At 64.1% G+C, this 22,989-nt stretch carries 25 protein-coding genes; 10 read left to right on the top strand and 15 right to left on the bottom strand.

The genetic code is table 11. The features are described from left to right. Positions 1-144: 144 nt before the first annotated feature. The 5 genes from prmC to VB618_RS11845 all read right to left on the bottom strand — a co-directional run bounded on the left by prmC (position 145) and on the right by VB618_RS11845 (position 6,095). On the bottom strand, positions 145-993 hold the full coding sequence (prmC, locus tag VB618_RS11825; RefSeq protein ID WP_329796850.1) for a peptide chain release factor N(5)-glutamine methyltransferase: 849 nt from the start codon (positions 991-993) through the stop codon (positions 145-147). Then, on the bottom strand, positions 990-1,415 hold the full coding sequence (gene fosX / locus VB618_RS11830; protein ID WP_329796851.1) for a FosX/FosE/FosI family fosfomycin resistance hydrolase: 426 nt from the start codon (positions 1,413-1,415) through the stop codon (positions 990-992). Before fosX ends, prmC begins: the two co-directional genes overlap by 4 nt. Then, positions 1,412-2,500 carry a peptide chain release factor 1 gene (gene prfA, locus VB618_RS11835; protein ID WP_329796852.1) on the bottom strand — a complete coding sequence of 363 codons (1,089 nt, stop codon included), beginning with the start codon at positions 2,498-2,500 and terminating at the stop codon, positions 1,412-1,414. The genes fosX and prfA overlap by 4 nt, the downstream gene beginning before the upstream one ends. Further along, complete coding sequence (gene ptsP / locus VB618_RS11840) at positions 2,500-4,767, bottom strand: phosphoenolpyruvate--protein phosphotransferase (RefSeq protein ID WP_329796853.1); 2,268 nt, start codon at positions 4,765-4,767, stop codon at positions 2,500-2,502. The genes prfA and ptsP overlap by 1 nt, the downstream gene beginning before the upstream one ends. Before the next feature lie 89 nt (positions 4,768-4,856). After that, on the bottom strand, positions 4,857-6,095 hold the full coding sequence (locus VB618_RS11845) for an aspartate kinase (RefSeq protein ID WP_329796854.1): 1,239 nt from the start codon (positions 6,093-6,095) through the stop codon (positions 4,857-4,859). Positions 6,096-6,227: 132 nt separating this feature from the next. Here VB618_RS11845 and ubiG point away from each other — a divergent pair, with 132 nt between their 5' ends. After that, the gene (gene ubiG, locus VB618_RS11850) at positions 6,228-6,971 is read left to right on the top strand and encodes a bifunctional 2-polyprenyl-6-hydroxyphenol methylase/3-demethylubiquinol 3-O-methyltransferase UbiG (RefSeq protein ID WP_329796855.1); all 744 of its coding nucleotides are present in this window, start codon (positions 6,228-6,230) and stop codon (positions 6,969-6,971) included. Here ubiG and nhaA read toward each other — a convergent pair. Continuing rightward, on the bottom strand, positions 6,940-8,160 hold the full coding sequence (gene nhaA / locus VB618_RS11855; protein WP_329796856.1) for a Na+/H+ antiporter NhaA: 1,221 nt from the start codon (positions 8,158-8,160) through the stop codon (positions 6,940-6,942). The two genes, ubiG and nhaA, sit on opposite strands and share 32 nt — an antisense overlap. Positions 8,161-8,262: 102 nt before the next feature. Next, a complete protein-coding gene (locus VB618_RS11860; protein WP_329796857.1) occupies positions 8,263-8,784 on the bottom strand; it encodes a metallophosphoesterase family protein in 522 nt (173 codons plus the stop codon). Between the two features lie 249 nt (positions 8,785-9,033). Here VB618_RS11860 and VB618_RS11865 point away from each other — a divergent pair, with 249 nt between their 5' ends. Together VB618_RS11865 and VB618_RS11870 are read left to right on the top strand one after the other, a co-directional pair. Next, positions 9,034-9,363, top strand: a complete 330-nt coding sequence (locus VB618_RS11865; RefSeq protein ID WP_329796858.1) for a hypothetical protein — start codon at positions 9,034-9,036, stop codon at positions 9,361-9,363. Positions 9,364-9,388: 25 nt separating this feature from the next. Next, a complete protein-coding gene (locus VB618_RS11870) occupies positions 9,389-9,766 on the top strand; it encodes a hypothetical protein (RefSeq protein ID WP_329796859.1) in 378 nt (125 codons plus the stop codon). Positions 9,767-9,804: 38 nt separating this feature from the next. Here VB618_RS11870 and VB618_RS11875 read toward each other — a convergent pair whose 3' ends face one another. The 4 genes from VB618_RS11875 to VB618_RS11890 are packed head-to-tail and all read right to left on the bottom strand — an operon-like array spanning position 9,805 to position 12,267. Next, positions 9,805-10,251 (bottom strand): DUF1178 family protein, encoded by a 447-nt coding sequence (locus tag VB618_RS11875; protein WP_329796860.1) that lies wholly within the window; start codon positions 10,249-10,251, stop codon positions 9,805-9,807. A 44-nt stretch (positions 10,252-10,295) separates the two neighbouring features. Beyond that, complete coding sequence (locus VB618_RS11880; protein WP_329796861.1) at positions 10,296-11,159, bottom strand: carbon-nitrogen hydrolase family protein; 864 nt, start codon at positions 11,157-11,159, stop codon at positions 10,296-10,298. A 16-nt stretch (positions 11,160-11,175) separates the two neighbouring features. After that, positions 11,176-11,433 (bottom strand): glutaredoxin 3, encoded by a 258-nt coding sequence (grxC, locus tag VB618_RS11885; protein WP_329796862.1) that lies wholly within the window; start codon positions 11,431-11,433, stop codon positions 11,176-11,178. Positions 11,434-11,484: 51 nt separating this feature from the next. Further along, positions 11,485-12,267 carry a ComF family protein gene (locus tag VB618_RS11890; RefSeq protein ID WP_329796863.1) on the bottom strand — a complete coding sequence of 261 codons (783 nt, stop codon included), beginning with the start codon at positions 12,265-12,267 and terminating at the stop codon, positions 11,485-11,487. A 100-nt stretch (positions 12,268-12,367) separates the two neighbouring features. Between VB618_RS11890 and VB618_RS11895 the strand changes: the two genes are divergently transcribed. The 4 genes from VB618_RS11895 to VB618_RS11910 all read left to right on the top strand — a co-directional run bounded on the left by VB618_RS11895 (position 12,368) and on the right by VB618_RS11910 (position 15,379). Continuing rightward, positions 12,368-13,246 carry a methyltransferase domain-containing protein gene (locus VB618_RS11895; RefSeq protein ID WP_329796864.1) on the top strand — a complete coding sequence of 293 codons (879 nt, stop codon included), beginning with the start codon at positions 12,368-12,370 and terminating at the stop codon, positions 13,244-13,246. Between the two features lie 81 nt (positions 13,247-13,327). Then, positions 13,328-13,693 (top strand): DUF427 domain-containing protein, encoded by a 366-nt coding sequence (locus tag VB618_RS11900; RefSeq protein WP_329796865.1) that lies wholly within the window; start codon positions 13,328-13,330, stop codon positions 13,691-13,693. A gap of 94 nt (positions 13,694-13,787) precedes the next feature. Next, complete coding sequence (locus VB618_RS11905) at positions 13,788-14,936, top strand: iron-containing alcohol dehydrogenase (RefSeq protein ID WP_329796866.1); 1,149 nt, start codon at positions 13,788-13,790, stop codon at positions 14,934-14,936. Positions 14,937-14,944: 8 nt separating this feature from the next. Beyond that, positions 14,945-15,379, top strand: a complete 435-nt coding sequence (locus VB618_RS11910; protein WP_329796867.1) for an acyl-CoA thioesterase — start codon at positions 14,945-14,947, stop codon at positions 15,377-15,379. Here VB618_RS11910 and VB618_RS11915 read toward each other — a convergent pair. Further along, positions 15,363-16,289: a DMT family transporter gene (locus VB618_RS11915; RefSeq protein ID WP_329796868.1), complete on the bottom strand. Its 927-nt coding sequence runs from the start codon at positions 16,287-16,289 to the stop codon at positions 15,363-15,365. The genes VB618_RS11910 and VB618_RS11915 overlap by 17 nt on opposite strands. A gap of 8 nt (positions 16,290-16,297) precedes the next feature. Further along, on the bottom strand, positions 16,298-16,708 hold the full coding sequence (gene mutT / locus VB618_RS11920; protein WP_329796869.1) for an 8-oxo-dGTP diphosphatase MutT: 411 nt from the start codon (positions 16,706-16,708) through the stop codon (positions 16,298-16,300). 221 nt (positions 16,709-16,929) lie between these two features. On the opposite strand from mutT, the gene VB618_RS11925 reads away from it, so the two are divergent. Beyond that, the gene (locus VB618_RS11925; RefSeq protein ID WP_329796870.1) at positions 16,930-17,307 is read left to right on the top strand and encodes a hypothetical protein; all 378 of its coding nucleotides are present in this window, start codon (positions 16,930-16,932) and stop codon (positions 17,305-17,307) included. 12 nt (positions 17,308-17,319) lie between these two features. On the opposite strand, the gene argJ is transcribed toward VB618_RS11925, so the two are convergent. Beyond that, positions 17,320-18,561: a bifunctional glutamate N-acetyltransferase/amino-acid acetyltransferase ArgJ gene (argJ, locus tag VB618_RS11930; RefSeq protein ID WP_329796871.1), complete on the bottom strand. Its 1,242-nt coding sequence runs from the start codon at positions 18,559-18,561 to the stop codon at positions 17,320-17,322. Between the two features lie 163 nt (positions 18,562-18,724). Between argJ and VB618_RS11935 the strand changes: the two genes are divergently transcribed. Beyond that, complete coding sequence (locus tag VB618_RS11935) at positions 18,725-18,937, top strand: hypothetical protein (protein WP_329796873.1); 213 nt, start codon at positions 18,725-18,727, stop codon at positions 18,935-18,937. A gap of 63 nt (positions 18,938-19,000) precedes the next feature. Here VB618_RS11935 and VB618_RS11940 read toward each other — a convergent pair whose 3' ends face one another. Beyond that, on the bottom strand, positions 19,001-19,894 hold the full coding sequence (locus tag VB618_RS11940; protein ID WP_329796874.1) for a peptidylprolyl isomerase: 894 nt from the start codon (positions 19,892-19,894) through the stop codon (positions 19,001-19,003). Positions 19,895-20,142: 248 nt separating this feature from the next. On the opposite strand from VB618_RS11940, the gene secA reads away from it, so the two are divergent. Further along, entirely contained in the window at positions 20,143-22,953 is a 2,811-nt protein-coding gene (gene secA, locus VB618_RS11945; protein WP_329796875.1) for a preprotein translocase subunit SecA, read from the top strand. Positions 22,954-22,989: the final 36 nt, after the last annotated feature.

A 22,989-nucleotide genomic window follows, 5' to 3' on the forward strand; every position in this document is an offset into this window, starting at 1 on the left:
TCTTCCGGCATGCCCGTTCAGGGGCTGTCGATTTGTTTAGACCGAGGACGATCTCTACCCTGAATCTAGCGGGTTCCTCTCGGTCCAACAAGGGCTATTTCCGACTTTATCCCGTTCTGGGGCAAGAAAGCCTCACCCGGGCCATCACAATCGCTTCATGGCGACGCAGCGCGGGTTGCCTGATAGATCGTGTGCGATCTTCAGGACTTCAAGGCTGTGGACCTTGGCCAAGCTCGTTAAATTCTCGGCCTGATCGTAGCCGATCTCGACCGCCAGCAGCCCTCCGGGGGCCAGCAGACGCTCCGCCTCAGTCAGGAGGATCCGGTAGGGCTCCAGACCGTCGGGGCCACCATCTAGGGCCAACCGAGGGTCGTGCTCCCGCACCTCATCGTCCAGGGTCGGGATGATCTCGGAGGCGATGTAGGGCGGGTTCGAGACGATCAGGTCGAACTGGCCCGACACAGCATCGGCCCAGCGTGACAGGGCGAAATGGCAGCGGTTGCCAACCCGATTGTCACGAGCATTGGCGCGCGCTGTCACAAGGGCACCAAAGGACAGATCAACCCCGAGGCCGGTAGCATTCGGCAGCTCATGCAGAAGGGCTACCAGGATGCAGCCTGACCCGGTGCCGAAATCCACGACCCTCAGAGGCGCCTGCCGGTCGGGAAGCAGGTCGAGCGCGGTTTCGACCAAGGTTTCGGTATCCGGGCGCGGGACCAGGGTCTCCGGGGAGAGGCGGAAGGGCAGGCCCCAGAACTCCCGCTCGCCGATAATCCGGGCCACCGGCTCATGATTCAGGCGGCGCTGGAGGAATGCGGAGAGGATCTCGCTCTGCTCCGGTGTCAGGGACACATCGGGACCCGTGATCAGGTCCGTGGCGGAGATCCCAAGGGCTTCGAGCAGGAGCAGTCGAGCGTCCAGGGCTGCGGTCTCGAACCCGGCCTCGGTGAGGGTCCGGCGCAGCTCCCTCAGGGCCTCGGCACGGGTCTTCAAGAAACGCGACCCTGCCGGTAGCGCTCCAGCCGCTCTTCCAGGGTGCCGGTATGCAGCTCGAAAAGGTGGTTGTCGTCGTCGTAGAAATAGAGCGAGTAACCTTCACCCTCGACACGGGGCCGGGACTCGCGGATTTCCAGTCCCAACGCCTCGATCCGCCTCCGGTACTCGTCAATCGCGGCTGCCGGAATCTTGAAGGCGATGTGGTTGTAGGTCCGACTGGGCAAGCTCTCGCCTTCCATCACGGCAATCCAGAGCCCGCCCACATCAAAGAATTTCTCGCGGGAGAGGGAGAAGGTATCGTGGCCGGACGAATAGATCTCCCGGCCGCCGAGCGCCCCTTCGACGATGTCGGTCATGCGGTCGAGATCGCGGGTGATGAGCGTGATGTGGCTCAGCCCCTCAATCCTGCCCTCTATCATGCAGCCTGATCCTGAGCGGCCAGCTGGGCCGCCTGGTGCTCGGTCACGATGGCGTCGATCAGCTCGTCGAGAGCGTTGCCGGCGATCACCTCCTCCAACTTGTAGAGGGTCAGGTTGATGCGGTGGTCGGTCACGCGCCCCTGCGGAAAATTGTAGGTGCGGATGCGTTCCGACCGGTCGCCGGAGCCCACCTGCGCCTTGCGGTCGGCGGCACGGGCCGCGTCCTTGGCGGTGCGTTCGGCATCATAGAGGCGAGCGCGCAGCAGGGTCATGGCCCGAGCGCGGTTCTTGTGCTGGGAGCGCTCGTCCTGGACAAACACCACCATTCCCGTGGGGATATGGGTGATGCGGATGGCGGATTCGGTCTTGTTCACGTGCTGGCCGCCGGCGCCTTGCGCCCGCATGGTGTCGATCTTCAGGTCCGCGTCGTTGATCACGATGTCCACGTCCTCGGCTTCCGGCAGCACGGCCACGGTGGCGGCGGAGGTGTGGATGCGGCCTTGCGTTTCCGTGTCCGGCACGCGCTGAACCCGGTGAACGCCGCTCTCGAACTTGAGCCGGGCGAACACGCTCCGGCCCTTGATCTCGGCCACCACTTCCTTGTAGCCGCCTGCCGTGCCCTCGCTCTCGGAGACGATCTCGACCTTCCAACCCTTGAGGTCCGCATAGCGGGTGTACATGCGCAGCAGGTCGCCTGCGAAGAGGGCAGCCTCGTCGCCGCCGGTGCCGGCGCGGATTTCCAGGATGGCGCTTTTCTCGTCCGCCTCGTCCTTGGGCAGCAGCATGAAGCGCAGGTCCTGGGCGGCCTTCTCCAAGTCGTCCCGGGCCTGGGGCAGCTCGTCTTCGGCGAGCGAGCGCATCTCGGAATCCATCGAGGGATCATCGATCATGGCCTGCAGGCCATGCAGGTTGTCCTCCATCGCCCGGTAGGCGCGGATGGCCTCCACCACGCCATCAAGTTCGGACAATTCGCGAGATAGGGCCACGAAGGTTTCCGGGTCGGGCCCGGCATTGAGCGTCGCCATGATGATGTCATGGCGGGCGAGAATAGCGTTCAGGCGATCAGAGGGAGGGGCAATCGACATCAGACCGGAATACCACGGGTTTCCGCAAAATGGGCAAGCTTCGGGCGCAGCGTTTGGCCGCCCCCGGCGTTCTTCAGCTCCTCGCGGATCAGAGCACTGACATCCGCGACGTTCATCTCCAGCAGCATGGCCTTCACCGGGCCGATGGATGCCGGGGACATGGACAGGGAACGGAAGCCGAGGCCGATCAGGGTCATGGCCTCGAGGGGGCGCCCGCCGATCTCGCCGCAGACCGTCGCCAGGCAGCCGGCAGCCTCGGCGTGCTCGGCGACCATGTTCAGAGCTCTCAGCATCGGAGCGCACAAGGGGTCGAAGCGGTCGGCCACGCGCCGGTTCTCGCGATCACTGGCGAAGAGAAACTGCATCAGGTCATTCGTGCCGAGCGAGATGAAATCGGCGCTCGCGCAGATTTCCTTGAGCTGGAACAGGAGCGAAGGCACCTCCAGCATGACGCCGAGCTTCAGGTCCGACGGCAACGGATGGCCATGGTTGGCCAGGTGGATCTTTTCCCGCTCCACATACTGCTTGGCGCGCTCGAACTCGTCGCAGGTTGCCACCATGGGGAACATGATCTTCAGGGGGCGCCCGGCTGCCGCCTTGAGCAGGGCGCGGATCTGGGCGCGCAGCAGGCCCGGACGATCAAGCCCGATGCGGATGGCGCGCCATCCTAAGGCCGGGTTCTCCTCCTCGACGGATTGCATGTAGGGCAGGATCTTGTCCCCGCCGATATCGAGGGTGCGGAAGGTTACGGGCCGATCGCCGGCTTCCGCGAAGACGGTGCTGTAGAGCGCCTGCTGCTCGGAGGCCGAGGGCATGCGCTCTGCGATCATGAACTGCAATTCGGTGCGGAACAGCCCCACGCCCGCGGCTCCGGTCTCGGCCAGATGCGGCAGGTCGACCAGGAGACCGGCATTGATCTGCAGGGTGATCTCGACCCCGTCCTTGGTGACGGAGGGCACGTCCCGCAGCTTGAGATACTGCTCCTGCCGGCGAGCACGAAGCCGCGCTTTCTCGGCATAGGCCGCCTCGACGTCCGGATTGGGCCGGATCTGAACCTCGCCGGCGGCGCCGTCCACAATGATGGCATCGCCCGGTTCCGTGAGCGAAGTTGCGTTCGACACTTCGCCGACAGCCGGGATGCCAAGCGCGCGGGCCACGATGGCGATGTGACTCGTCGGCCCGCCTTCTTCGAGAACGAGGCCGCGCAGGCGCGAGCGGTCATAGTCTAGGAGGGCCGCCGGGCCCATGGAACGGGCCACGAGGATCGCGTTCTCGGGAAGGTTCTCGCGCTCCGTGACGAAGTCGCGCCCCACCAGCTGGTGGAGCAGGCGGTTGGCGAGATCGTCAAGGTCGTGCAGCCGCTCGCGCAGGTAAGGGTCAGTCTGGCGCAGCATGCGGGCGCGGTTGTCGGACTGCACCCGCTCCACCGCAGCTTCCGCCGTCAGGCCCGAGGTCACCGCCTCGCGCATGCGCCTCAGCCAGCCCTGATCGTGGGCGAACATGCGGAAGGTCTCCAGAACCTCCCGGTGCTCGCCGTGATGGGCGACATCGCCGCGCTCGATAAGCTGGTCGATGGACAGGCGCACCTCGCCGATGGAAGCATCCAGCCGCTTCAGCTCGGACTCGATATTTTCGGCAATGAGGTTTTTGACCACCACCCGCGGCTCGTGGAGCACCACGTGGCCCAGGCCAACGCCTTCGGCCAGCGCGACACCCTTCTGGTAGACGGGACGGCGGAGCGCAATGCCCGTTTCGACCGGAGCCAGGGCCTGCAGCTCGCCCGTGGCGAGCATCTCGGCCACCACCATGGCGGTGGTCTGAAGGGCCTCGACCTCTTCCTCGGTGTAGACGCGGTAGGTGCGGTTCTGGACGACGAGGACGCCGAGCGTGTTGCCGGCGCGCAGCAGGGGAACGCCCAGGAAGGCGTGATAGATCTCTTCACCCGTTTCGGGCTTGTAGGAGAAGGCCGGGTGGCTTTGGGCGTCGGAAAGGGCCAGGGGCTCAGCCGTCGCGGCGATGAGGCCGACGAGGCCCTCGCCCGACCGCATGACGGTGAGGTGGACGGCTTCCCGATTCAAGCCTTCGGTGGCGAATAGCTCCAACACGCCGTCGCCGCGCATCACATAGACGGAGCACACCTCCGCCACCATGTTCGCGGCGATCTGGGTGACGATCTTGTCGAGACGGTCCTGCGCCCCGACCGGCTCCGCCATGATCTCGCGGAGGCGGCGCAGCAGTAGGCGCGGACCGCCGGGAGCGCTTGGCATGAGCTTCTCTGTTCCCGTCCTATCAGAGCCGGCAGGGCGGACCGGCGGCCGGCATGTTCACTGTCGCAGCCCGACCAATCCCTCGTCAATCAGGCTTGATCAAGGCCGTATAGCGAGTGGAGCGTGCGAACCGCAAGCTCCGTGTAGGCGGATTCGATCAGCACCGAGAATTTAATCTCAGACGTCGTGATTGCCCGGATGTTGATGCCTTTGTCGGCCAAGGCCTTGAAGGCCCGTGCCGCCACGCCCGCATGGCTGCGCATGCCGACGCCGATGGCCGAGACCTTCACCACGTCCGTTGCGCCCTGGAGATCCTGGAACCGGATCTCGTCCTTGTGGGCGTTCAGGATTGCGCAGGCCCGCTCGTAATCGGCAGTGGGCACCGTGAAGGTCAGGTCCGTGGTGGCGGCGTTGTCAGACACGACCTGGATGATCATGTCCACGTTGATGTTGGCCTCGGCCAGGGGCACGAAGATCGAAGCGGCTATGCCCGGCTTGTCGGCGATGTCCCGCAGCGTGATCTGGGCTTCGTCGCGCGAATAGGCGATGCCCGTGACAATCTGCTGTTCCATGATGTCTTCCTCGTCGCAGATGAGGGTGCCGAGCTTGGGATCGGCGGGGTCGTCGAAGCTGGAGCGCACATAGGTCGGAACGCGGTGCATCATGGCGAGCTCCACCGAGCGCACCTGGAGCACCTTGGCCCCCAGCGAGGCCATTTCCAGCATTTCCTCGTAAGACACCCTATCCAGGCGCCGGGCCTTAGGCACGATGCGCGGATCGGTGGTGTAGACGCCATCGACATCCGTATAGATGTCGCAGCGCTCGGCCTGGATGGCGGCAGCCAGCGCCACGGCGCTGGTATCGGAGCCGCCGCGGCCGAGCGTCGTGATGCGACCCGTGGGCTGATGCATCCCCTGGAAGCCTGATACGACGGCGACTTGCCTGGAGTCGGCGAAGCCCTTGATGATCCCGGTGCCATCGATGGCGGCGATGCGGGCCGAGCCATGGGCGTCCGAGGTCATGATCGGGATCTGCCAGCCCTGCCAGGATCGAGCCTTGAGACCCATTTCCTGCAAGGCAAGCGCCAGGAGACCCGAGGTCACCTGCTCGCCGGAGGCGACAACCGCGTCATACTCTTTGGAATCGTGGAGGGGGGAAGCCTCCTTGACCCAGCCGACGAGCTCGTTGGTCTTGCCCGCCATGGCGGACACCACTACGGCTACGTCATAGCCGGCCTCGACCTCACGTTTCACATGCCGGGCCACGTTGCGAATGCGCTCTACGGTGGCGACGGATGTTCCGCCGAACTTCATGACGAGACGGGGCATGGTCGAAGAAGGCCGTTAAGGGTTCAGGGAAAATTTTGCCCTTCGCGGCGCGAAAGGCGCGTATACATGACGGTAGGGCCGCGCCCTGTCAACGCGCGGAAATCATTTCTTTCTCCAGGGAATCAGGCTCCGATGACCCACGGCGCATCCACCACCATCGACCCCGCCGAGGTCGCCCGTTTCGACAAGATCGCCAGCACCTGGTGGGACCCGAAGGGACCCATGAAGGTCCTGCACAAGTTCAATCCGGTGCGCTTGGCCTACATTCGCGATGAAGCCTGCCGCCGCTTCGAACGTGACCCTCGTTCAGCCCGTTCCCTGGAGGGTATCACCATCCTGGACGTGGGCTGCGGCGGGGGCGTGCTTTCCGAGCCACTGGCGCGCCTGGGTGCCCGGGTGACGGGCCTCGATCCTGCCCCCACCAACATCTCCGTTGCCCGGCTTCATGCCGAGCGTGCAGGAGTGGCCGTCGATTACCGCAACGAGACGGTGGAGGCGGTTGTCGCCAGGGCCGAGACCTTCGACATGGTGCTCGCCATGGAGGTGGTGGAGCATGTGGCCGACCGGCAGGCCTTCGCGAGCGCCTGCGCCCAGGCCGTGAAGCCGGGCGGTGCGCTTGTCATGGCGACCATCAACCGGACCCTGCGCTCCTTCGCGTCCGCCATCGTGGGGGCCGAGTACATCCTGGGATGGCTGCCCAAGGGCACCCACGAATGGGACAGGTTTGTCACCCCCGAGGAGCTGACCGCCGCCATTGAGACCGCAGGCTTCAGGGTCGATGACCTCGAGGGCGTCGCCTACAGCCCATTGCGGGACAGCTGGTCCCTGTCCCGCGACACGGCCGTCAATTATATGCTGCTGGCCTCGAGGGCTTGAGCGGGATCTCGCGCGGCACGACGCTGAGCACCAGATAGCCGGCAATCGCCGACAGGGCCGAGCCCATGAGCACGCCGATCTTGGTGGCATCGCTCAACTCCGGCTGGTCCGGAAAGGCGAGCGCCCCGATGAAGAGGCTCATGGTGAAGCCGATGCCACACAGGAGCGCCACGCCATAGCATTGAGCACGTGTCGCACCGGCCGGGACATCGGCGAGGTTGAGCCTGATCGCCAGCTCCGAGAAGGCGTAGACGCCAGCCTGCTTGCCGATGAAGAGGCCCAGGGCAATGCCCAGCGGCAGGGGGCTTAAAATTGCATCGAGAGAAAGCCCCGAGAGGGGCACGCCCGCATTGGCGAGGCCGAAGATCGGGATGATCGCATAGGCCACAGGCTTATGCAGGGCGTGCTCGAGCCGGTGGAGGGGCGCATCCTCGGCGCGCGTTTTCTTCGGGTCGGCCTGAAGCGGGATGGTGAGCGCAAGCGCAACGCCCGCGAGCGTCGCGTGAATGCCCGACTTCAGGACGAAGAACCACAGCACAGCACCGACGGCGAGGTAGGGCAGGAGCGCCGTGATGCCGAAGCGATTGAAGGCGATGAGCACGACGAGGCAGAGAGCGGCCGCTCCCAGCATCATCAGCGACAGGTCGCTCGTGTAGAACAGGGCGATGATGATGATCGCGCCGAGATCGTCGAGGATCGCCAGGGCCGTCAGGAAGATCTTGAGGGAGGTCGGCACCCTGGAGCCAAGAACAGCCAGCACGCCGAGCGCAAAGGCGATGTCGGTGGCGGCTGGGATCGCCCAGCCGGAGCGGAGATGCGGCTCGTTCCAGGTGATGGCGAGATAAACGAGCGCCGGCACGACCATGCCGCCGAGAGCTGCAATGCCGGGCAACATGCGCCGCGGCCAGGTGGAGAGCTGTCCGTCCAGCATCTCGCGCTTGATCTCGAGCCCTACCAGCAGGAAGAACACCGCCATGAGCGCATCGTTGATCCAGTGCAGGACGCTCAGGCCTAGGACATAGGTCTTGAGCAGGCCGAAATAAGCGCCAGCCAGAGGCGAGTTAGCGACCACGAGGGCAATCACCGTCACGCCCATGAGGATCATGCCGCCGGAGGCTTCGCTGTCGAAGAACCTGCGCATCAATGAGATGCGCCGCGTCGGCCTCAGGTCGCTTTTCGGCTGATCCATCCATAAACCCTTTCGAGCCCAACCGGTCATAAGGCGAAATGTTCGAAGGAAAAGCGCCAAGAGGCCTTCTCCCATCACAAAACCAGGAGGAACTCTGCTGGATCAGGCGGTCTTGGCGGCGATGCGCCGACGTCGCGTGCCTAGCACCGTCTCAAGGGTGACGGGCCTGTAGTCGAAAGAATCCACGCCTACATCGTATTGCCGGGTTTGAGGTTTGAGCTTGCCGTGGGAGTGGCCGTGCAGGTCGATCCAGCCGCGACCCATATTCTTCCATGTGCGGAAGGCGTAGTGGCACATCACCACCGCATGCCCATCAAGGTGGAGTTCCGCATAGGCCTGTATGCTCTCCCAGCCCTTGGCCGCTAGAGTGGCCGCGCCATCGTTGTTGCCGGTAATCAGGTGCTTGCGGCCGTTGAGTAGGCCCAGCAGTTCTTCAATCCGCTCCGGACGCACATGCAGGGCGAAGTCGCCCAGATGCCAGACCTCGTCGTCGGGCGAGACAACCTCGTTCCAGTTGGCGATGAGCGCCTCGTCATGCTCAGGGATCGTCTTGAAGGGACGCTTGTCGATGCGCAGCACCCTGGAGTCGCCGAAATGGGTGTCGCTGGTGAAGAAAACCGGCAAATGAGCCCCTGCAACTGGTCTCTATGAAGTGGGTTCGAGGTTGAAACGTCGATTCTGGAGCAGAGTTCAGCCCGACAATGACCGGATTGGTCATTCCGGATAACAATGGTTCCTTAACGTAAGCTATGCTATTGCGGATCCGCATCTGGCTAAATCGAGACAATAAAAGTCCCCAACAGCTAGGCTCGCTGTAACTGAGGTGCATTCCGCAGGGCAATCCTGCCGCCGTTGCAACCCATGGGGCAAATCTTGAAGATCCTAACCACTCTCGCCGTGACCGGCTTTTTTGCCATGTCCGCTTTCAGTGCAGCGACTGCTGCCAATCGGCATGTCGATATCGTCAACGATACCGGAATGACCATGTCCGAATTCTACGCTTCCGCGACCGGCACGGACGACTGGGAGGAAGACATCCTCGGTTCGGATACCCTGGCTGCCGGAGAGGTGTTCGACATCGACGTCGACGATGGCACTGGTGCGTGCAAGTACGATTTCAAAGCGGTCTTCACTGATGGCAGCTCTCATGTGAAACGCTCGGTCGACGTCTGCTCGATCTCGAAATTCACCTACCGCCAGTGAGGCCGAAGTGCCTTGGGGAAAACAGATGATCAAGTCTAAGATTTTCGGGCTGGTCCTGACGGGCCTTGCCATGAGCATGAGCGTTCCGGCACTGGCCGGAGGTCCGGGCGTGTACACGGTCAAGGGCAACAACGGAGAGCCCGACAGCGACTACACGGGAACGCTGACCATCGTTCAAACGAGCAAGGATACGTACAAACTCACCTGGAACATCGCCGGCGAAAAGTACGATGGTTTTGCCATCGGCGATGAGCGCATCCTTGCCGCAAGCTTCACCAGCAAAGGCTCCAGCGGAACGGCGCTTCTTGTCGAGGACGACGAGAACAAGGGCGGCTACAAGAGCATCTGGGCGTTCAGAAACGAGACGCAACTCGGAATCGAGTTGATCGCGCCGAAGAAATAGCCTGACTTTCAAACGTTGGAACAGGTGGGGCGCTGTCCCTAATTTCTGTCGTCCGGCATGACAGGAATCGGCAGCACGTCGATGCCCTCATCCAGGAGCGCTCGCGCCTCGGCAAGGTCCGCCTCGCCGTAGATCGAGCGCTCTTCCGTCTCGCCGAAATGCATCTTGCGCGCTTCCTCGACGAAATCCTTGCCCACGTTCTCGGCGTTCTTCATCACGTGCTCGCGCAGGGCCCGCAGAGCCGCGCGCAGTTCGCGTTCACGGTCCGAAAGAACGGCGACAGGCTGCGGCTCCGGAGCCGGTGCGCTTGGCATCTTGCCCGTGCGCGCGACGGACGGGGCCATGATCTGCTTCTCGACTTTCGCGGAGTTGCAGAACGGGCAGGTCACGAACCCGCGCTTGCGCTGCGTCTCGAACGCGTCGCTTGAGGGAAACCAGCTCTCGAACTCATGGGCCTGCTCGCAGGCCAGGGCGTACTTGATCATGTCCGGTTAAGACGTAAGGATTCAGCCTTGGAAAGGGAAGGGGATCAGGCCGTGGCGGCCCGATCCGTCTCGATGGTGGGCACGATTTCGACCTTGAAGGGGCGGGCGTTCTTGAGAGTCGGGATGCGCCCGCGAACCTCCGCTACCAGAGCGGTGTCGATTTCGGCCAGGAACACGCCGGGCTCCGTGCCGCCTTCCGCCAGCACGCGGCCCCAGGGATCGACGATGAGCGAATGGCCGTAGGTCTCGCGCCCGTCCTCGTGGAGCCCCGCTTGAGCGGCGGAGATCATGAAGGAGCCGGTCTCGATGGCCCGCGCCCGGTGCAGCACGTGCCAATGCGCCTCGCCCGTTTGCTTGGTGAAGGCGGCAGGCGCCGACAGGAAGGAGGCGCCATTTTCGGCCAACGCCTTGTAGAGGGCGGCGAAGCGCACGTCGTAGCAGATGGTCATACCGAGATAGCCCCAGGGCGTCTCGGCCGCCACGGCTGATGCACCGCCCGTATAGGTGGCCGATTCGCGCCAACTCTCGCCGTTCGGCAGATCCACGTCGTAGAGATGGATCTTGTCGTAGGAGGCCGCCACGTCGCCGCTCGCGTCGATCAGGAAAGCCCGGTTGGCGATCTTGTCGCCTTCCTTGACGGCGATGGAGCCGATCTGGATCACGATTCCCCGCTCCCGCGCCACCTCGCGCAGGGCCGCCAGCACCGGGTCCTGCGCCTCCGGCCCGACCTTGTCGAAGAGCTCGGCCCGGTCACGGCAGACGAGCGACGTCATCTCCGGCGTCTGGGCAAAATGCGCGCCTTGAGTTGCCGCTTGGCGCACGAGGGCCACCGCATCGTCGCGGTTCTTGAGAACGTCGCGCCCGGAACGCATCTGAATGCAGGCGGCGGTGAAGCGGGTCGGGTTCATGGAATGTCAGCCTCCGTCAGGCCTGCAATAAAGGCTCAAGCTGGCCCCTGTCATCAAGATCATACAGGTCATCGCAGCCGCCGACATGCTTTTCGCCGATGAAGATCTGCGGCACGGTCGAGCGGCCCTTGGCCTTCTGGATCATCTCGGCCCTGGCCTCGGGCTTCTTCTCAATGTCGATCTCGGTGAATTCGACACCCTTCTGGTCAAGAAGCTTCTTGGCGGCCGAGCAATAGGGGCACCAGCTTTTCGTGTAGATCGTAATGGCAGGCATAGTCGGAATGTCTCCTGTGGTGGGGAGGATATAGGAAGCTTTGCGCCTCCGTCACAACTCCTTCACCACCCGGGCGAAGGCCAGAACATCGACGGAGGCCGCACCGCCGCGCAAGAGCGCCCGAGAGGCGGCGTTGGCCGTGGAGCCGGTGGTCAGCACGTCGTCCACGAGGAGCACCCGCTTGCCTTGCAGCCGCGCTTTCGCCTCCACGGGGACCCGGAAAGCACCCTGCAGGTTCTCCTGCCGCTGCGCCTTGGTGAGCCCCACCTGCCGGCGGGTGCGTTTGACGCGGGCGAGCAGGAACGGATCGCAGGGCACTTTGCTGTCGACCGAGACGGTTTTGGCCAGCGCCATGGCCTGGTTGAAGCGCCGCCACCAGAGTCGCCAACGGTGGAGCGGCACGGGAACGATCACGTCTGCGTCCACTAGGAGTTCCGCTCCGGCCCTTGTCATCATCCCGCCGAGCGCCCGGGCGAGTTCGAGGCGGTCGTTGTACTTCAGGCGGTGAACGAGGAGGCTCGCGGTGCCGTCATATTCAGCAACGGCCCGGGCCCGCTGAAACACCGGCGGGTCGGCGATGGCCGCCGGGGAGAGCAGCGGCTGACCGAGATCGACGGCAAATGGCGTTCCGAGACGCTCGCAATAGGGGCGCTCGATGAAGCGCATCCCTGACCAGCAGGCGGCACAGAGAGTGTAAGGCTCCCCCGTGGCAGCCTGGCAGGCGATGCAGGTCGGCGGGTAGAGGAGGCCCAGGGCCGAACGACAGGCCTCCCGCGCACCCCGGTGGAGGCGGTCGCGGATTTTGATCGGCTCGGCGTCTATAGGCTCGCTCATAGGCAAAGCTTAGCCGATGTGCCATCTCCTGCCACCTCCCTGTTGGACAGATCAAAAAGTCCTTGGTTCCTGAGCCACCACACGCCATATCCAGCGCCTCATGAGCACGCCTCTCGTTTTCGACCGCCCCCTCGTCCGCCGCCGCCTGTCGCGTGCGCTGCACCAGGGCTATGCCGACTTCCTGCTGGTCCGCGCCGTCGAAGACCTGGAGGAGCGGCTCTCGACCGTGCTGCGGGAGTTCCCGCTTGCGCTCGACGTGGGCACCCCCACGCCAGCCGCGGCGGAGGCCCTGCGCCGGAGCGGGCGCGCCGGGACGGTGGTCCGCCTGTCGCCGGTGCCGGAGCCGGGGAGCATCCTGGGCGACGAGGAGCGGCTGCCGTTCTCGGGCGAGCACTTCGATCTGGCCGTGTCGCTCCTGTCCCTCCATTCGGTGAACGATCTGCCGGGCTCCCTTATTCAGATCCGGCGGGCGCTGAAGCCCGATGGCCTCTTCGTCGGGGCGCTTCTGGGCGGGAGCACGCTCACCGAGCTGCGCCAGTCGCTGACGCAGGCCGAATCGGAGGTGGAGGGCGGCGTGAGTCCCCGGGTGGCGCCCTTCGCGGATCTGCGCGACATCGGGGGGCTGCTTCAGCGTGCGGGCTTTGCCCTGCCGGTGACGGATTCCGACGTCGTCCGGGTGCGTTATGCCAATGCCTTCGCGCTCATGCGCGACCTGCGCCAGATGGGGCTGACCAACGCGCTGAACGACCGCCGCCGGACCCCGCTGCGGCGCGCCACCCTGATGCGGATGGCGGAGATCTATGCGGAGCGCTTCAGCGAGCCCGACGGTCGGATTCCGGCGACCTTCGAGATCGTCTGGCTCTCCGGCTGGACGCCGCATGAAAGCCAGCAGAAGCCCTTGCGTCCCGGCTCCGCCAAGGTGCGGCTGGCCGATGCGCTGGGCGTGAAGGAAGGTGGGCTTAAGCCTGGCAAGGATTAGCTGGCCCGCTCACGCCTTGGGGTGCAACCAGGTTGCCCTATCTTCATTCTCCAGAGGACCTGTCTTGGAGAAGGAAGCGTCATGAGGGAGCCCGGCCCGGATCATCCAATCACTATCACGCAAAATCCGCACCGCATCCGGGTCATGCTCGGCGGCTTCATCGTCGCGGAGACCACGCAGGCGCTCACCCTGCAGGAGGCGACCCTGCCGCCCGTGCAGTACATTCCCCGTGAGGATGTGCATATGGACCTGCTGGACTCGACCGATCATCACACCCATTGCCCCTTCAAGGGCAACGCCTCCTATTTCACCGTCAATGGAGGCGGGCTCGTGCGGGAGAATGCAGCCTGGAGCTATGAGGAGCCGTTCCCCTCGGTGGCTGCCATCAAGGAGCATCTTGCCTTCTATCCGGACAGGGTGGACGCCATCGAGGAGTTCAAGGACTAGGAGCTTCTCCCAATGGCCTAGAGAATGCGGGTTGCTGGCTCGTGCAGCCCAGGGCAATCTGCGGCGCAAAGGAATCCCATTTCGGGAAAAGCCCATGTCGCCGTTTACCTTCAACACCGCTCCCTCCCTCGTCTTCGGCTCCGGCAGCATCGCGCGCTTAGGGGAAATCGTCGCGCAGCGCCTCGGGCCTCGCGTGGCGCTTGTCACCGATGCCGGGCTCGTGAAGGCGGGGCTCATCGCGCCGGCTCTACGCGCCCTGGAGGAAGCTGGGGTTGCTGTCGATGTATTCGATGCGGTCGTGGCCGATCCGCCGGAAGACGTGGTGCTGGCCGCAGTTCAACAGGCAAAGGCATTCGACGCGCGCGCCGTGATCGGCTTCGGCGGCGGCTCCTCCATCGACGTAGCAAAACTTGTAGCGCTGCTCGCGGCCAGCGGCGAGGCTCTTGCCGACATCTACGGCGTCGGCGTGGCGAAAGGACCGCGTCTGCCGCTGCTGGCCATTCCCACCACGGCGGGCACGGGATCGGAGGTGACGCCGATCTCCATCGTCACCACCGGCGCACATGAGAAAAAGGGTGTCGTGTCGCCTCTCATCATCCCGGACATCGCGCTGCTCGACCCCGATCTCACGCTCGGCCTTCCGCCGCATGTGACGGCAGCCACCGGCATCGACGCGATGGTGCATGCCATCGAGGCCTATACCTCGACGAGCGCCAACAACAATCCGGTCTCGCAGGCGCTCGCCAAGGAGGCTCTTCGCCTGCTCGGGCGCAACATCGAGCGCGCGGTGCATCAAGGTCAGGATGTGGAGGCGCGCTCGGCCATGCTGCTCGGCTCCATGCTGGCCGGCCAGGCGTTCGCCAATTCGCCGGTCGCCGCCGTGCATGCGCTGGCCTATCCCATCGGTGGGCATTTCAGCATTCCGCATGGGCTCTCCAACGCCCTCGTGCTGCCGCATGTGCTGCGCTTCAACGCGAGCGCCTGCGAGGCGGCTTATGCGGAGCTCGCCCCTTATGCCTTCCCAGAGCTCGAAGGCCGCGCGACGGGATCCGCCTTCGTCGAGGCCTTGGCTTCCCTTTGCACCAAGGTTGGACTTCAGCCGCGCTTGCGCGACGTGGGCATTCCACAGGATGCGGTGCCGATGATGGCCGAGGATGCCATGAAGCAGACGCGGTTGCTCGTGAACAATCCTCGTCCGCTCACGCTGGACGATGCGCGCGCGATCTACGAAGCGGCGTGGTGAGACGCGCTATGACGGATCGTCCTTCGCGCCCCGACCGCTCGGAATTCAAGGTGTTTCGCCCCATCGCCACCCGCTGGATGGACAACGACGCCTACGGGCATGTGAACAACGTGCATTACTATTCGTATTTCGACTCCGCCGTGAACGGCTGGCTTGTCGAGAAGGGGCTGCTCGCCATCACCGAGAGCCCCGTTATCGGCCTCGTGGTCGAGTCGGGCTGCACCTATTTCGAGAGCGTCGCCTTTCCGGAAGCGCTGGAGGCCGGGATTGCGGTGACGCATCTCGGGCGCTCATCGGTGCGCTACCGGATCGGGATCTTCAAGCAGGGCGCTCAAGCGGCGGTCGCGCAGGGGCATTTTGTCCATGTCTATGTGGACCGTGAAACCCAGAAGCCGGTGGAGATCCCGCCCGAGACGCGCGCCATGCTCAGCGAGCTGACCTGAGCCGCCCGCTCAACGACACAAGCGCCACGCCTGACAGCACCACGGCGCCGCCGATGATTTCGCGCGCGCCAATGGTTTCGTTGAGAAAGAGGACTGCGAGGACCGCCGTCCAGACCGGCTGGAGATAGCCGACCATCGAGGCCCGGGTCGGGCCGGCGCGGCGGATGAGTCGCATGAAGAGCAGGATCGGCAGGGCGGTGGAGACGATGCCGAGCGCCAGGAGCGAAGCCGCGCTGTTCGGCACTGCTTCGAAGGCGGAAGGGCCTGCAACCACGAGCGCCAGCGCGGTTGCCGGAATGGCGGAGCAGATCTGCTGACCGAGAGCGAGGCGGGCCGGGTCCGCTTGCTTGATCGAGCGGACATAGAGGTTCGCGGTGGCATAGCTGAGAGCGGTGGCCACCATGGTCAGCGCGCCCCAAGCGCTGATGCCGCTGTCCGGCAGGGCCGCGGGGCCGATGAGAATACCCATGCCTGCAAGGCCGACGACGACGCCCACGAAGCGGCGCGGGGTCAGCCGCTCGTCCGCATAAAGCAGGTGCGACAGAATCGCGACGATGAGCGGCCCCGAGGCCTGGATCATGGCCGCCGGAGCGGTTCCGATCTGGGTCAGCGCATGAGCCACGAGGACATTCGGGATCCAGCCGTTGAGGGCGCCGAGGACCACCCAATGATGCCACTGGCCATTGTCGGGGCGAAGGCTCTTGGCCTGCACGGCGAACCACAAGAGGAGGGCAGACGCGCCGATGAGGCCGCGGATGGAGGCCAGGACGAATGGGTTTATGCTTCCGCTCAGCTTGATGAACAGGAACGAGGTGGACCACAGCATCGAGCAGACGAGGAGGTTCACCGCCATGAAGACCGGGGTCGGGGCTACGGGAAGCGCGGCGGCTTCCCCAGGTGCGGCGGACATGCGCGACCTCAGGCCAGGAGATCGACGAGGAAGGGAATCAGCGGCTCATCGGCCGGCGGCATGGGATAGGAGCGCAGCTCCTGCGGCTTGACCCATTTCAGCGCCTGTCCTTCCATCGGCTGCACGAAGCCGTCCCAGCGCCGGCAGATATAAAGCGGCATGAGAAGGTGGAAGGTCTCGTAAGGATAGCTCGCGAAGGTGAGCGGGGCGAGGCAGGGTTCCTTCACGGTGATCCCGAGCTCCTCGTGCAATTCCCGGATCAGCGTCTCCTCCGGCCGCTCGCCCGGCTCCACCTTGCCGCCGGGAAACTCCCACAAACCCGCCAACTGCTTCCCCTCCGGGCGCTGCGCCAGGAGGATGCGGTTGTCCGTGTCGATCAAGGCAACGGCAACGACGAGAGTGAGCTTGAGAGAGGGCACGTCAAAGATCCGCTTGCCACTTGGGGTAGGGGCTTAGGGCTGGTGTCTTAGCCTGATTTACTGAGCAGAGCGAACTGAATTTCGCCGCCCCTCAGAGGCGCTCATGTGCTCTCTCGCACATGTCAGTTCTGATCTGCCGCCTTGTCACCTTGCAAGATTCAGCTCCCACAACAGATGAGTTAATGTAACATAATAAACTTGCATAAATAAGGATCTATCCCATGAAGAACCCTGCTTACGCTATGGCTATCCTCGGTTTCGCCTGTTTGCCTCTTACCACTGAGGTGCGGGCTCAGGATTGCATTGTCTCCCCCATGTCTTTCAACTCGCATGTCGCCAATATCGAAGGCGAGATGACGGTGAAAGCCGGCAAAGGGTGTGGTTTCGGGCTCAATGGCATTGAAGGGGCCATCACTGAAGCAGCGATTGTTCAGAAGCCAAAGGCCGGAATGGCGGGGGTGCGCGGCATCATGCCGTTCTATGTGGCTAAGCCGGGCTACCGGGGAGCAGACGAGTTCTCTTACGCCATTATCGGAACCGACCAGTATGGCGGCCCTATGAGGGTGACCACGAAGATGAAGGTGACGGTTGTCCCGTAGACCGGAGCCTCATCAGCTCCGGTAATCGCCGTTGATCTCCACATAGGCCTTGGTGAGATCGCAGGTCCATGCGGTGGCTTCGCCGCGGCCGAGGCCGAGATCGACGCGGATCGTGATCTCGTCGCCCTTCATATAGGCGGAGGTCTTGGCCTCATCGTATTCCGGATCGCGGGCGCCCTTCGCGGCGACGCGGATATCGCCGAACCAGATCGCGAGCTTGTCTCGCTCGGCGGGCTCGCCGGCTTTGCCGACTGCCATGACCACGCGGCCCCAATTGGCGTCCTCGCCGGCCACCGCAGTCTTCACCAGAGGCGAATTGGCAATCGCCATGGCAATGCGCTTGGCGGAGGTCGCGCCCGTGGCGCCCGTGACCTTCACGGTGACGAACTTGCGCGCGCCCTCGCCGTCGCGAGCGACCTGCTGGGCAAGATCGCACAGGAGGCTTTCGAGCGCTGCACGGAACTCCTTGAGACGCCGGTCGCTCGGCAATGAGATCGTCGGCGCGCCCTTGGCGGCGGCAGTGCCTGTGGCGAAGAAGAGCAGCGTGTCGGACGTGGAAGTGTCGCTGTCCACCGTCACGCAATTGAAGCTCTTGTCGGAGCCCTTCTTCAGCAGCGCCTGCAATGCGGGAGCGTTGATCGGTGCGTCGGTGAACACGAAGGAGAGCATGGTGGCCATGTCGGGGGCGATCATGCCGGCGCCCTTGGCCATGCCGTTGATGGTGACTTCAACGCCCCCGAGTTTGGCCGTGCGCGTTGCCACCTTCGGGAAGGTGTCGGTGGTCATGATAGCCTTGGCCGCATCGGTCCAGCCGGTGGGCTTGGCCTTCTTCTCGCAGGCTGCGAGCACGCCCTGGAACTTGGTGGCGTCAAGCGGCTCGCCGATGACGCCCGTTGAGGCGATGAAGACCTGCGAGGCGCGGCAGCCTGCAGCCTCGGCAGCGATGTCGGCGGTGAGCTTCACCGCTTCTGCGCCCTTCTTGCCGGTAAAGGCGTTGGCGTTGCCCGAGTTCACTACCAGGGCCCGCGCTGTGCCTTTGCTAAGATTCTTGCGGCACCAGTCGACCGGTGCCGAGGGGCACTTGGAGCGGGTGAAGACACCTGCCACGGCCGTGTCCTTCGGCAGCGTCACGTAGAGCACGTCGGTCCGGTTCTTGTATCGGATGCCGGCTTCCGCGGTGGCGATCCTGACGCCTTCAAGGGCCGGAAGCGTCGGGACCGACGTGGGCGCGAGCGGAGACACGGTCTTGGACATGAGCAATCCGGGAGAGGTGTTGAGATACGACGTTGCGAGCCGCGACCTGCAGTTTTTTCAGGCTTTTTGTCAAGTGCAGGCTTCACCGAACGTCATTGTCACAACGCGGAACACGGCCTCGCCCCTGCCGTTGACCTAGCCTTCAGAACAATGGAGGCCTTCCGTGACAGGCAAGCACCCCAAGACCCAACCCCAGGACCGTCCCCGCAGCGATCTCGAGGTCGATCCAGGTATCGGCCGGTCGAAAGGTTCCACCATGGCCGGCGAAGACCCGCGCGATCTCGATGGCGGGTCGACTTTCCAGGGCGATGTCGAGAACCAGACCAACCGTGAGGGCGGTGTCGATCCAAACCGCATGGGTCGGACGAACAAGTGACGGCGTAAACCAATAAAAAGGGCGGCCCGGAGGCCGCCCTGAACTTTTCTGAAGCTGAAAACCTTACGGCTGCTTCTGCTCGACGAGGCTGCCCTTGTCGTCCAGGCGCTCGACCTTGGCGTTCTTGCGCAGACCGAGGATCAGGTCCTGCTGGGCCTTGCGGGCAAGGTAGGTTTCCACCTGGTCCTTGGTCTCCTCGAAGGTCGGAGCCGGCTTGTTGCGCTTCTCCTCGACCTTGATCACGTGCCAGCCGAACTGGCTCTTGACGGGATCGGAGATCTGGCCGGCCTCCATCTTGAAGGCCGCTTCGGCGAATGGCTCGACCATGCGGTCCTTGGTGAAGAAGCCGAGATCGCCGCCATCAGTCTTGGAGCCGGGATCCTTGGAGAGCTCCCCGGCGACCTTGGCGAAGTCCTCGCCGCCCTTGACGCGGGTGGCGGCCTTCTTGGCGTCCTCCTCGTTCTCGACCAGGATATGGCGGGCGCGGACTTCCTGCTCGGTCGGCACGCTCTTGACGGTCTCGTCATAAAGCTTGCGGGCGGCCTCGGGGGTCACGGCCTTCTTGGACTCCTGATCGAGATATTCGTCGAGAAGGGTCTTGTCCCGGTTATAGGCCAGCTTGCGGGCGAATTCGGCGCCGCTGCCGACCTTGGCGGCCTCGGCCGCCTTGGCGCCGAGCTTCAGGTCGATCAGATAGCCCGTGAGAAGCTCGCGCTTCTGCTCGTCGGGCACGTTCGGCATCTGCAGGGCCGAATCCTCGGCCGCGATGGCGAGGTCGCCTTCGGTGATCTCGATGCCGTTGACGCGGGCCACCACCTTGGCGGAGTCGACGGCCGGAACGGCAGCCGCCGAGGTCGCGGGAGCAGGAGGGGTCTGGGCGAGGGCGGCGCCGGCCAGGAGCGGCAGGGCGGTGCCGAGGGCCAGAAGGCTCTTTCGGACGTTGAGTGAGCGATTCATTGTGTTTCCTCTGGTGAGCGTGATCGCCCACGGACAGCGACGATCAGATGGCCGAATGTGTTTACGTTTGCAAGAGATGGCATATTTATGTCACAGCATCGCCGCTCGCAGGGTCTTGAACGCCCTTCCGGGCGGCCCTTGAGGATGCGCCACTCAGGCACAGCCTTTAAGATGCACTCTGGCATAATTAGGTCTATAAGGCGGCGCAAACGCCCCTTGTCTCATTACGGAATTTTCGAAGGCTCCCGATGTTCGGTTCTCTCGCGAAGAAAATCTTTGGCTCGGTCAATGAACGCCGGCTGAAGTCCTACCGGCCCAAGGTCGCGGCCATTAACGCGATGGAGGCCGAGCTGGAGGCCCTATCCGACGAGCAGCTGCGCGCCCGCACAGAGGAATTCAGGGCCCAGCTCGCGGCCGGTAAGACCCTGGACGACCTCCTGGTACCGGCCTTCGCCACCGTCCGTGAGGCGGCCAAGCGGACGCTGGGTCAGCGCCACTTCGACGTCCAGCTCATCGGCGGCATGGTCCTCCACGAGGGGTCGATCGCCGAGATGCGCACCGGCGAGGGCAAGACCCTCGTGGCCACCCTCCCGGTCTATCTGAATGCGCTCGCCGGCAAGGGCGTCCATGTGGTGACGGTGAACGACTACCTCGCCAAGCGCGACTCGGAGTGGATGGGCCAGATCTACCGCTTCCTCGGCCTGTCCGTCGGCGTGATCGTCCATGGGCTCGATGATGTGGAGCGCGGCCAAGCTTATGCGTCGGACATCACCTACGGCACCAACAACGAATACGGCTTCGATTATCTTCGCGATAACATGAAGTACGAGATGGCGCAGATGGTCCAGCGGGGCCACAACTTCGCCATCGTGGATGAGGTGGATTCGATCCTGGTCGACGAGGCCCGCACGCCGCTCATCATCTCCGGTCCGCTCGATGACCGCTCCGAGCTCTACAACGCCATCGACGTAGTGATCCCGCGCCTCGACAAGAGCGATTACGATCTCGACGAGAAGCAGCGCTCCGTGTCGCTCACCGAGGACGGGACCGAGAAGATCGAAGGGCTCCTGCGGGAGATCGGCCTGCTCAAGGAGGGCGATCTTTACGACGCCCAGAACGCCACCCTGGTCCATCACATGAACCAGGCACTGAGGGCCCACACCCTATTCCAGCGCGACAAGGACTACATCGTCCGTAATGGCGAAGTGGTCATCATCGACGAGTTCACCGGCCGCATGATGCAGGGCCGCCGCTACTCGGAAGGCCTGCACCAGGCGCTCGAGGCCAAGGAGAAGGTCCAGGTTCAGCCCGAGAATCAGACCCTCGCCTCCATTACGTTCCAGAACTACTTCCGCCTGTACGGCAAGCTCGCCGGCATGACCGGCACGGCTGCAACCGAAGCCGACGAGTTCATGGAGATCTACAACCTCGAAGTGGTCGAGATCCCGACCAACCGTCCGGTCTCCCGCATCGACGACGACGATGAGGTCTACCGGACGTTCGACGAGCGCTACCAGGCGGTGATCCGCGACATCGAGGAGGCCTCCGCCAAGGGACAGCCGATCCTGGTGGGCACCACCTCCATCGAGAAATCCGAGCATCTGGCCGATATGCTGGTCAAGGAGGGCTACACCCTTATCGACTTCGAGAATCCGCTGGCGCTCGAGCCCCTCTACCAGGACGCCCGTGCGGGCCGTGGCACCAAGCACTTCGCGGTGCTGAACGCCCGCTTCCACGAGCAGGAGGCGTTCATCGTCGCCCAGGCCGGCGTGCCGGGCGCGATCACGATTGCCACCAACATGGCCGGCCGCGGCACCGACATCCAGCTCGGCGGTAACGCCAAGATGCGCGTTGAGCGCGAGCTCGCCGGCGTCGAGGGCGAGGAGCGCGCCCGCCGCGAGAAGGAGATTCTCGAGGAGATCGCGTCCTTCAAGGAGAAGGCGCTCGCCGCCGGCGGCCTTTACGTGCTCGGTACCGAGCGTCACGAGTCGCGGCGCATCGACAACCAGCTGCGCGGCCGCTCCGGCCGCCAGGGCGATCCGGGTCGCTCCAAGTTCTACCTGTCGCTCCAGGACGACCTGATGCGCATCTTCGGCTCCGACCGCATGGACGGCATGCTGCAGAAGCTCGGCCTGAAGGAAGGCGAGGCCATCATCCATCCTTGGATCAACAAGGCCATCGAGCGGGCGCAGGCGAAGGTCGAGGCGCGCAACTTCGACATCCGCAAGAACATCCTGAAATACGACAACGTCATGAACGACCAGCGCAAGGTCGTATTCGAGCAGCGCAAAGAGTTCATGGCGCAGGAGAGCGTGCGCGAGACCATCGACGACATGCGCCACGGGGTGATTGAGGACATCGTGGCCCGCGCCATCCCCGAGCAGGCCTATGCCGAGCAATGGGATGTAGAGGGCCTCAAGGCGAACGTCCTCAACTTCCTCAACCTCGACCTGCCGATCGAGGAATGGGCCAAGGAAGAGGGCATTGCCGACGACGAGATCCGCGAGCGCATCACCAAGGCGGCCGATGAGGCCTATGCCCAGCGTATCGAGGCGAACTCGGCCGAGGTCATGAACTATGTGGAGAAGCAGGTTCTGCTGCAGAGCCTCGACCATCTCTGGCGCGAGCACCTCGTGACCCTCGACCACCTGCGTCAGGTCATCGGCTGGCGCGGCCTTGCCCAGCGCGATCCGCTCAACGAGTACAAGTCCGAGGCCTTCGAGCTGTTCAACGCGCTGATCGGTCACCTGCGCGAGCAGGTGACGGGCCAGCTCATGCGCATCCAGGTGGTGTTCCAGCAGCCGGAGCCGCAAGAACTGCCGCCCATGTTCGCCCAGCACCTCGATCCCGCCACCGGCGAGAACGAGTTCGACCTGGCCCGGGGTAGCGCCTCTGGCGCAGGTCCGGCGCTCGGCTTCGCGGCCGCCGCAGTCACCGAGCCGACGCCGTCCCGCGACCCGAACGACCCCTCCAGCTGGGGCCGTGTCAGCCGCAACGAGCCATGCCCCTGCGGATCGGGCAAGAAGTTCAAGCACTGCCACGGACAGTACGTGGCTTAAGGCGAGAACTCAGAGATTGAACACAAAAGCCCGGCC

This window comes from Microvirga sp. CF3062 (assembly GCF_036314045.1).
Lineage (GTDB): Bacteria > Pseudomonadota > Alphaproteobacteria > Rhizobiales > Beijerinckiaceae > Microvirga.

What these genes read in the sequence shown, in the direction of transcription:
- fosX (WP_329796851.1), bottom strand. Translation starts at nt 1,415, where the DNA reads ATGATAGAGGGCAGGATTGAGGGGCTGAGCCACATCACGCTCATCACC.
- prfA (WP_329796852.1), bottom strand. Translation starts at nt 2,500, where the DNA reads ATGTCGATTGCCCCTCCCTCTGATCGCCTGAACGCTATTCTCGCCCGC.
- ptsP (WP_329796853.1), bottom strand. Translation starts at nt 4,767, where the DNA reads ATGCCAAGCGCTCCCGGCGGTCCGCGCCTACTGCTGCGCCGCCTCCGC.
- VB618_RS11845 (WP_329796854.1), bottom strand. Translation starts at nt 6,095, where the DNA reads ATGCCCCGTCTCGTCATGAAGTTCGGCGGAACATCCGTCGCCACCGTA.
- ubiG (WP_329796855.1), top strand. Translation starts at nt 6,228, where the DNA reads ATGACCCACGGCGCATCCACCACCATCGACCCCGCCGAGGTCGCCCGT.
- nhaA (WP_329796856.1), bottom strand. Translation starts at nt 8,160, where the DNA reads ATGGATCAGCCGAAAAGCGACCTGAGGCCGACGCGGCGCATCTCATTG.
- VB618_RS11870 (WP_329796859.1), top strand. Translation starts at nt 9,389, where the DNA reads ATGATCAAGTCTAAGATTTTCGGGCTGGTCCTGACGGGCCTTGCCATG.
- VB618_RS11875 (WP_329796860.1), bottom strand. Translation starts at nt 10,251, where the DNA reads ATGATCAAGTACGCCCTGGCCTGCGAGCAGGCCCATGAGTTCGAGAGC.
- VB618_RS11880 (WP_329796861.1), bottom strand. Translation starts at nt 11,159, where the DNA reads ATGAACCCGACCCGCTTCACCGCCGCCTGCATTCAGATGCGTTCCGGG.
- grxC (WP_329796862.1), bottom strand. Translation starts at nt 11,433, where the DNA reads ATGCCTGCCATTACGATCTACACGAAAAGCTGGTGCCCCTATTGCTCG.
- VB618_RS11890 (WP_329796863.1), bottom strand. Translation starts at nt 12,267, where the DNA reads ATGAGCGAGCCTATAGACGCCGAGCCGATCAAAATCCGCGACCGCCTC.
- VB618_RS11895 (WP_329796864.1), top strand. Translation starts at nt 12,368, where the DNA reads ATGAGCACGCCTCTCGTTTTCGACCGCCCCCTCGTCCGCCGCCGCCTG.
- VB618_RS11900 (WP_329796865.1), top strand. Translation starts at nt 13,328, where the DNA reads ATGAGGGAGCCCGGCCCGGATCATCCAATCACTATCACGCAAAATCCG.
- VB618_RS11905 (WP_329796866.1), top strand. Translation starts at nt 13,788, where the DNA reads ATGTCGCCGTTTACCTTCAACACCGCTCCCTCCCTCGTCTTCGGCTCC.
- VB618_RS11910 (WP_329796867.1), top strand. Translation starts at nt 14,945, where the DNA reads ATGACGGATCGTCCTTCGCGCCCCGACCGCTCGGAATTCAAGGTGTTT.
- VB618_RS11915 (WP_329796868.1), bottom strand. Translation starts at nt 16,289, where the DNA reads ATGTCCGCCGCACCTGGGGAAGCCGCCGCGCTTCCCGTAGCCCCGACC.
- VB618_RS11925 (WP_329796870.1), top strand. Translation starts at nt 16,930, where the DNA reads ATGAAGAACCCTGCTTACGCTATGGCTATCCTCGGTTTCGCCTGTTTG.
- argJ (WP_329796871.1), bottom strand. Translation starts at nt 18,561, where the DNA reads ATGTCCAAGACCGTGTCTCCGCTCGCGCCCACGTCGGTCCCGACGCTT.
- VB618_RS11940 (WP_329796874.1), bottom strand. Translation starts at nt 19,894, where the DNA reads ATGAATCGCTCACTCAACGTCCGAAAGAGCCTTCTGGCCCTCGGCACC.
- secA (WP_329796875.1), top strand. Translation starts at nt 20,143, where the DNA reads ATGTTCGGTTCTCTCGCGAAGAAAATCTTTGGCTCGGTCAATGAACGC.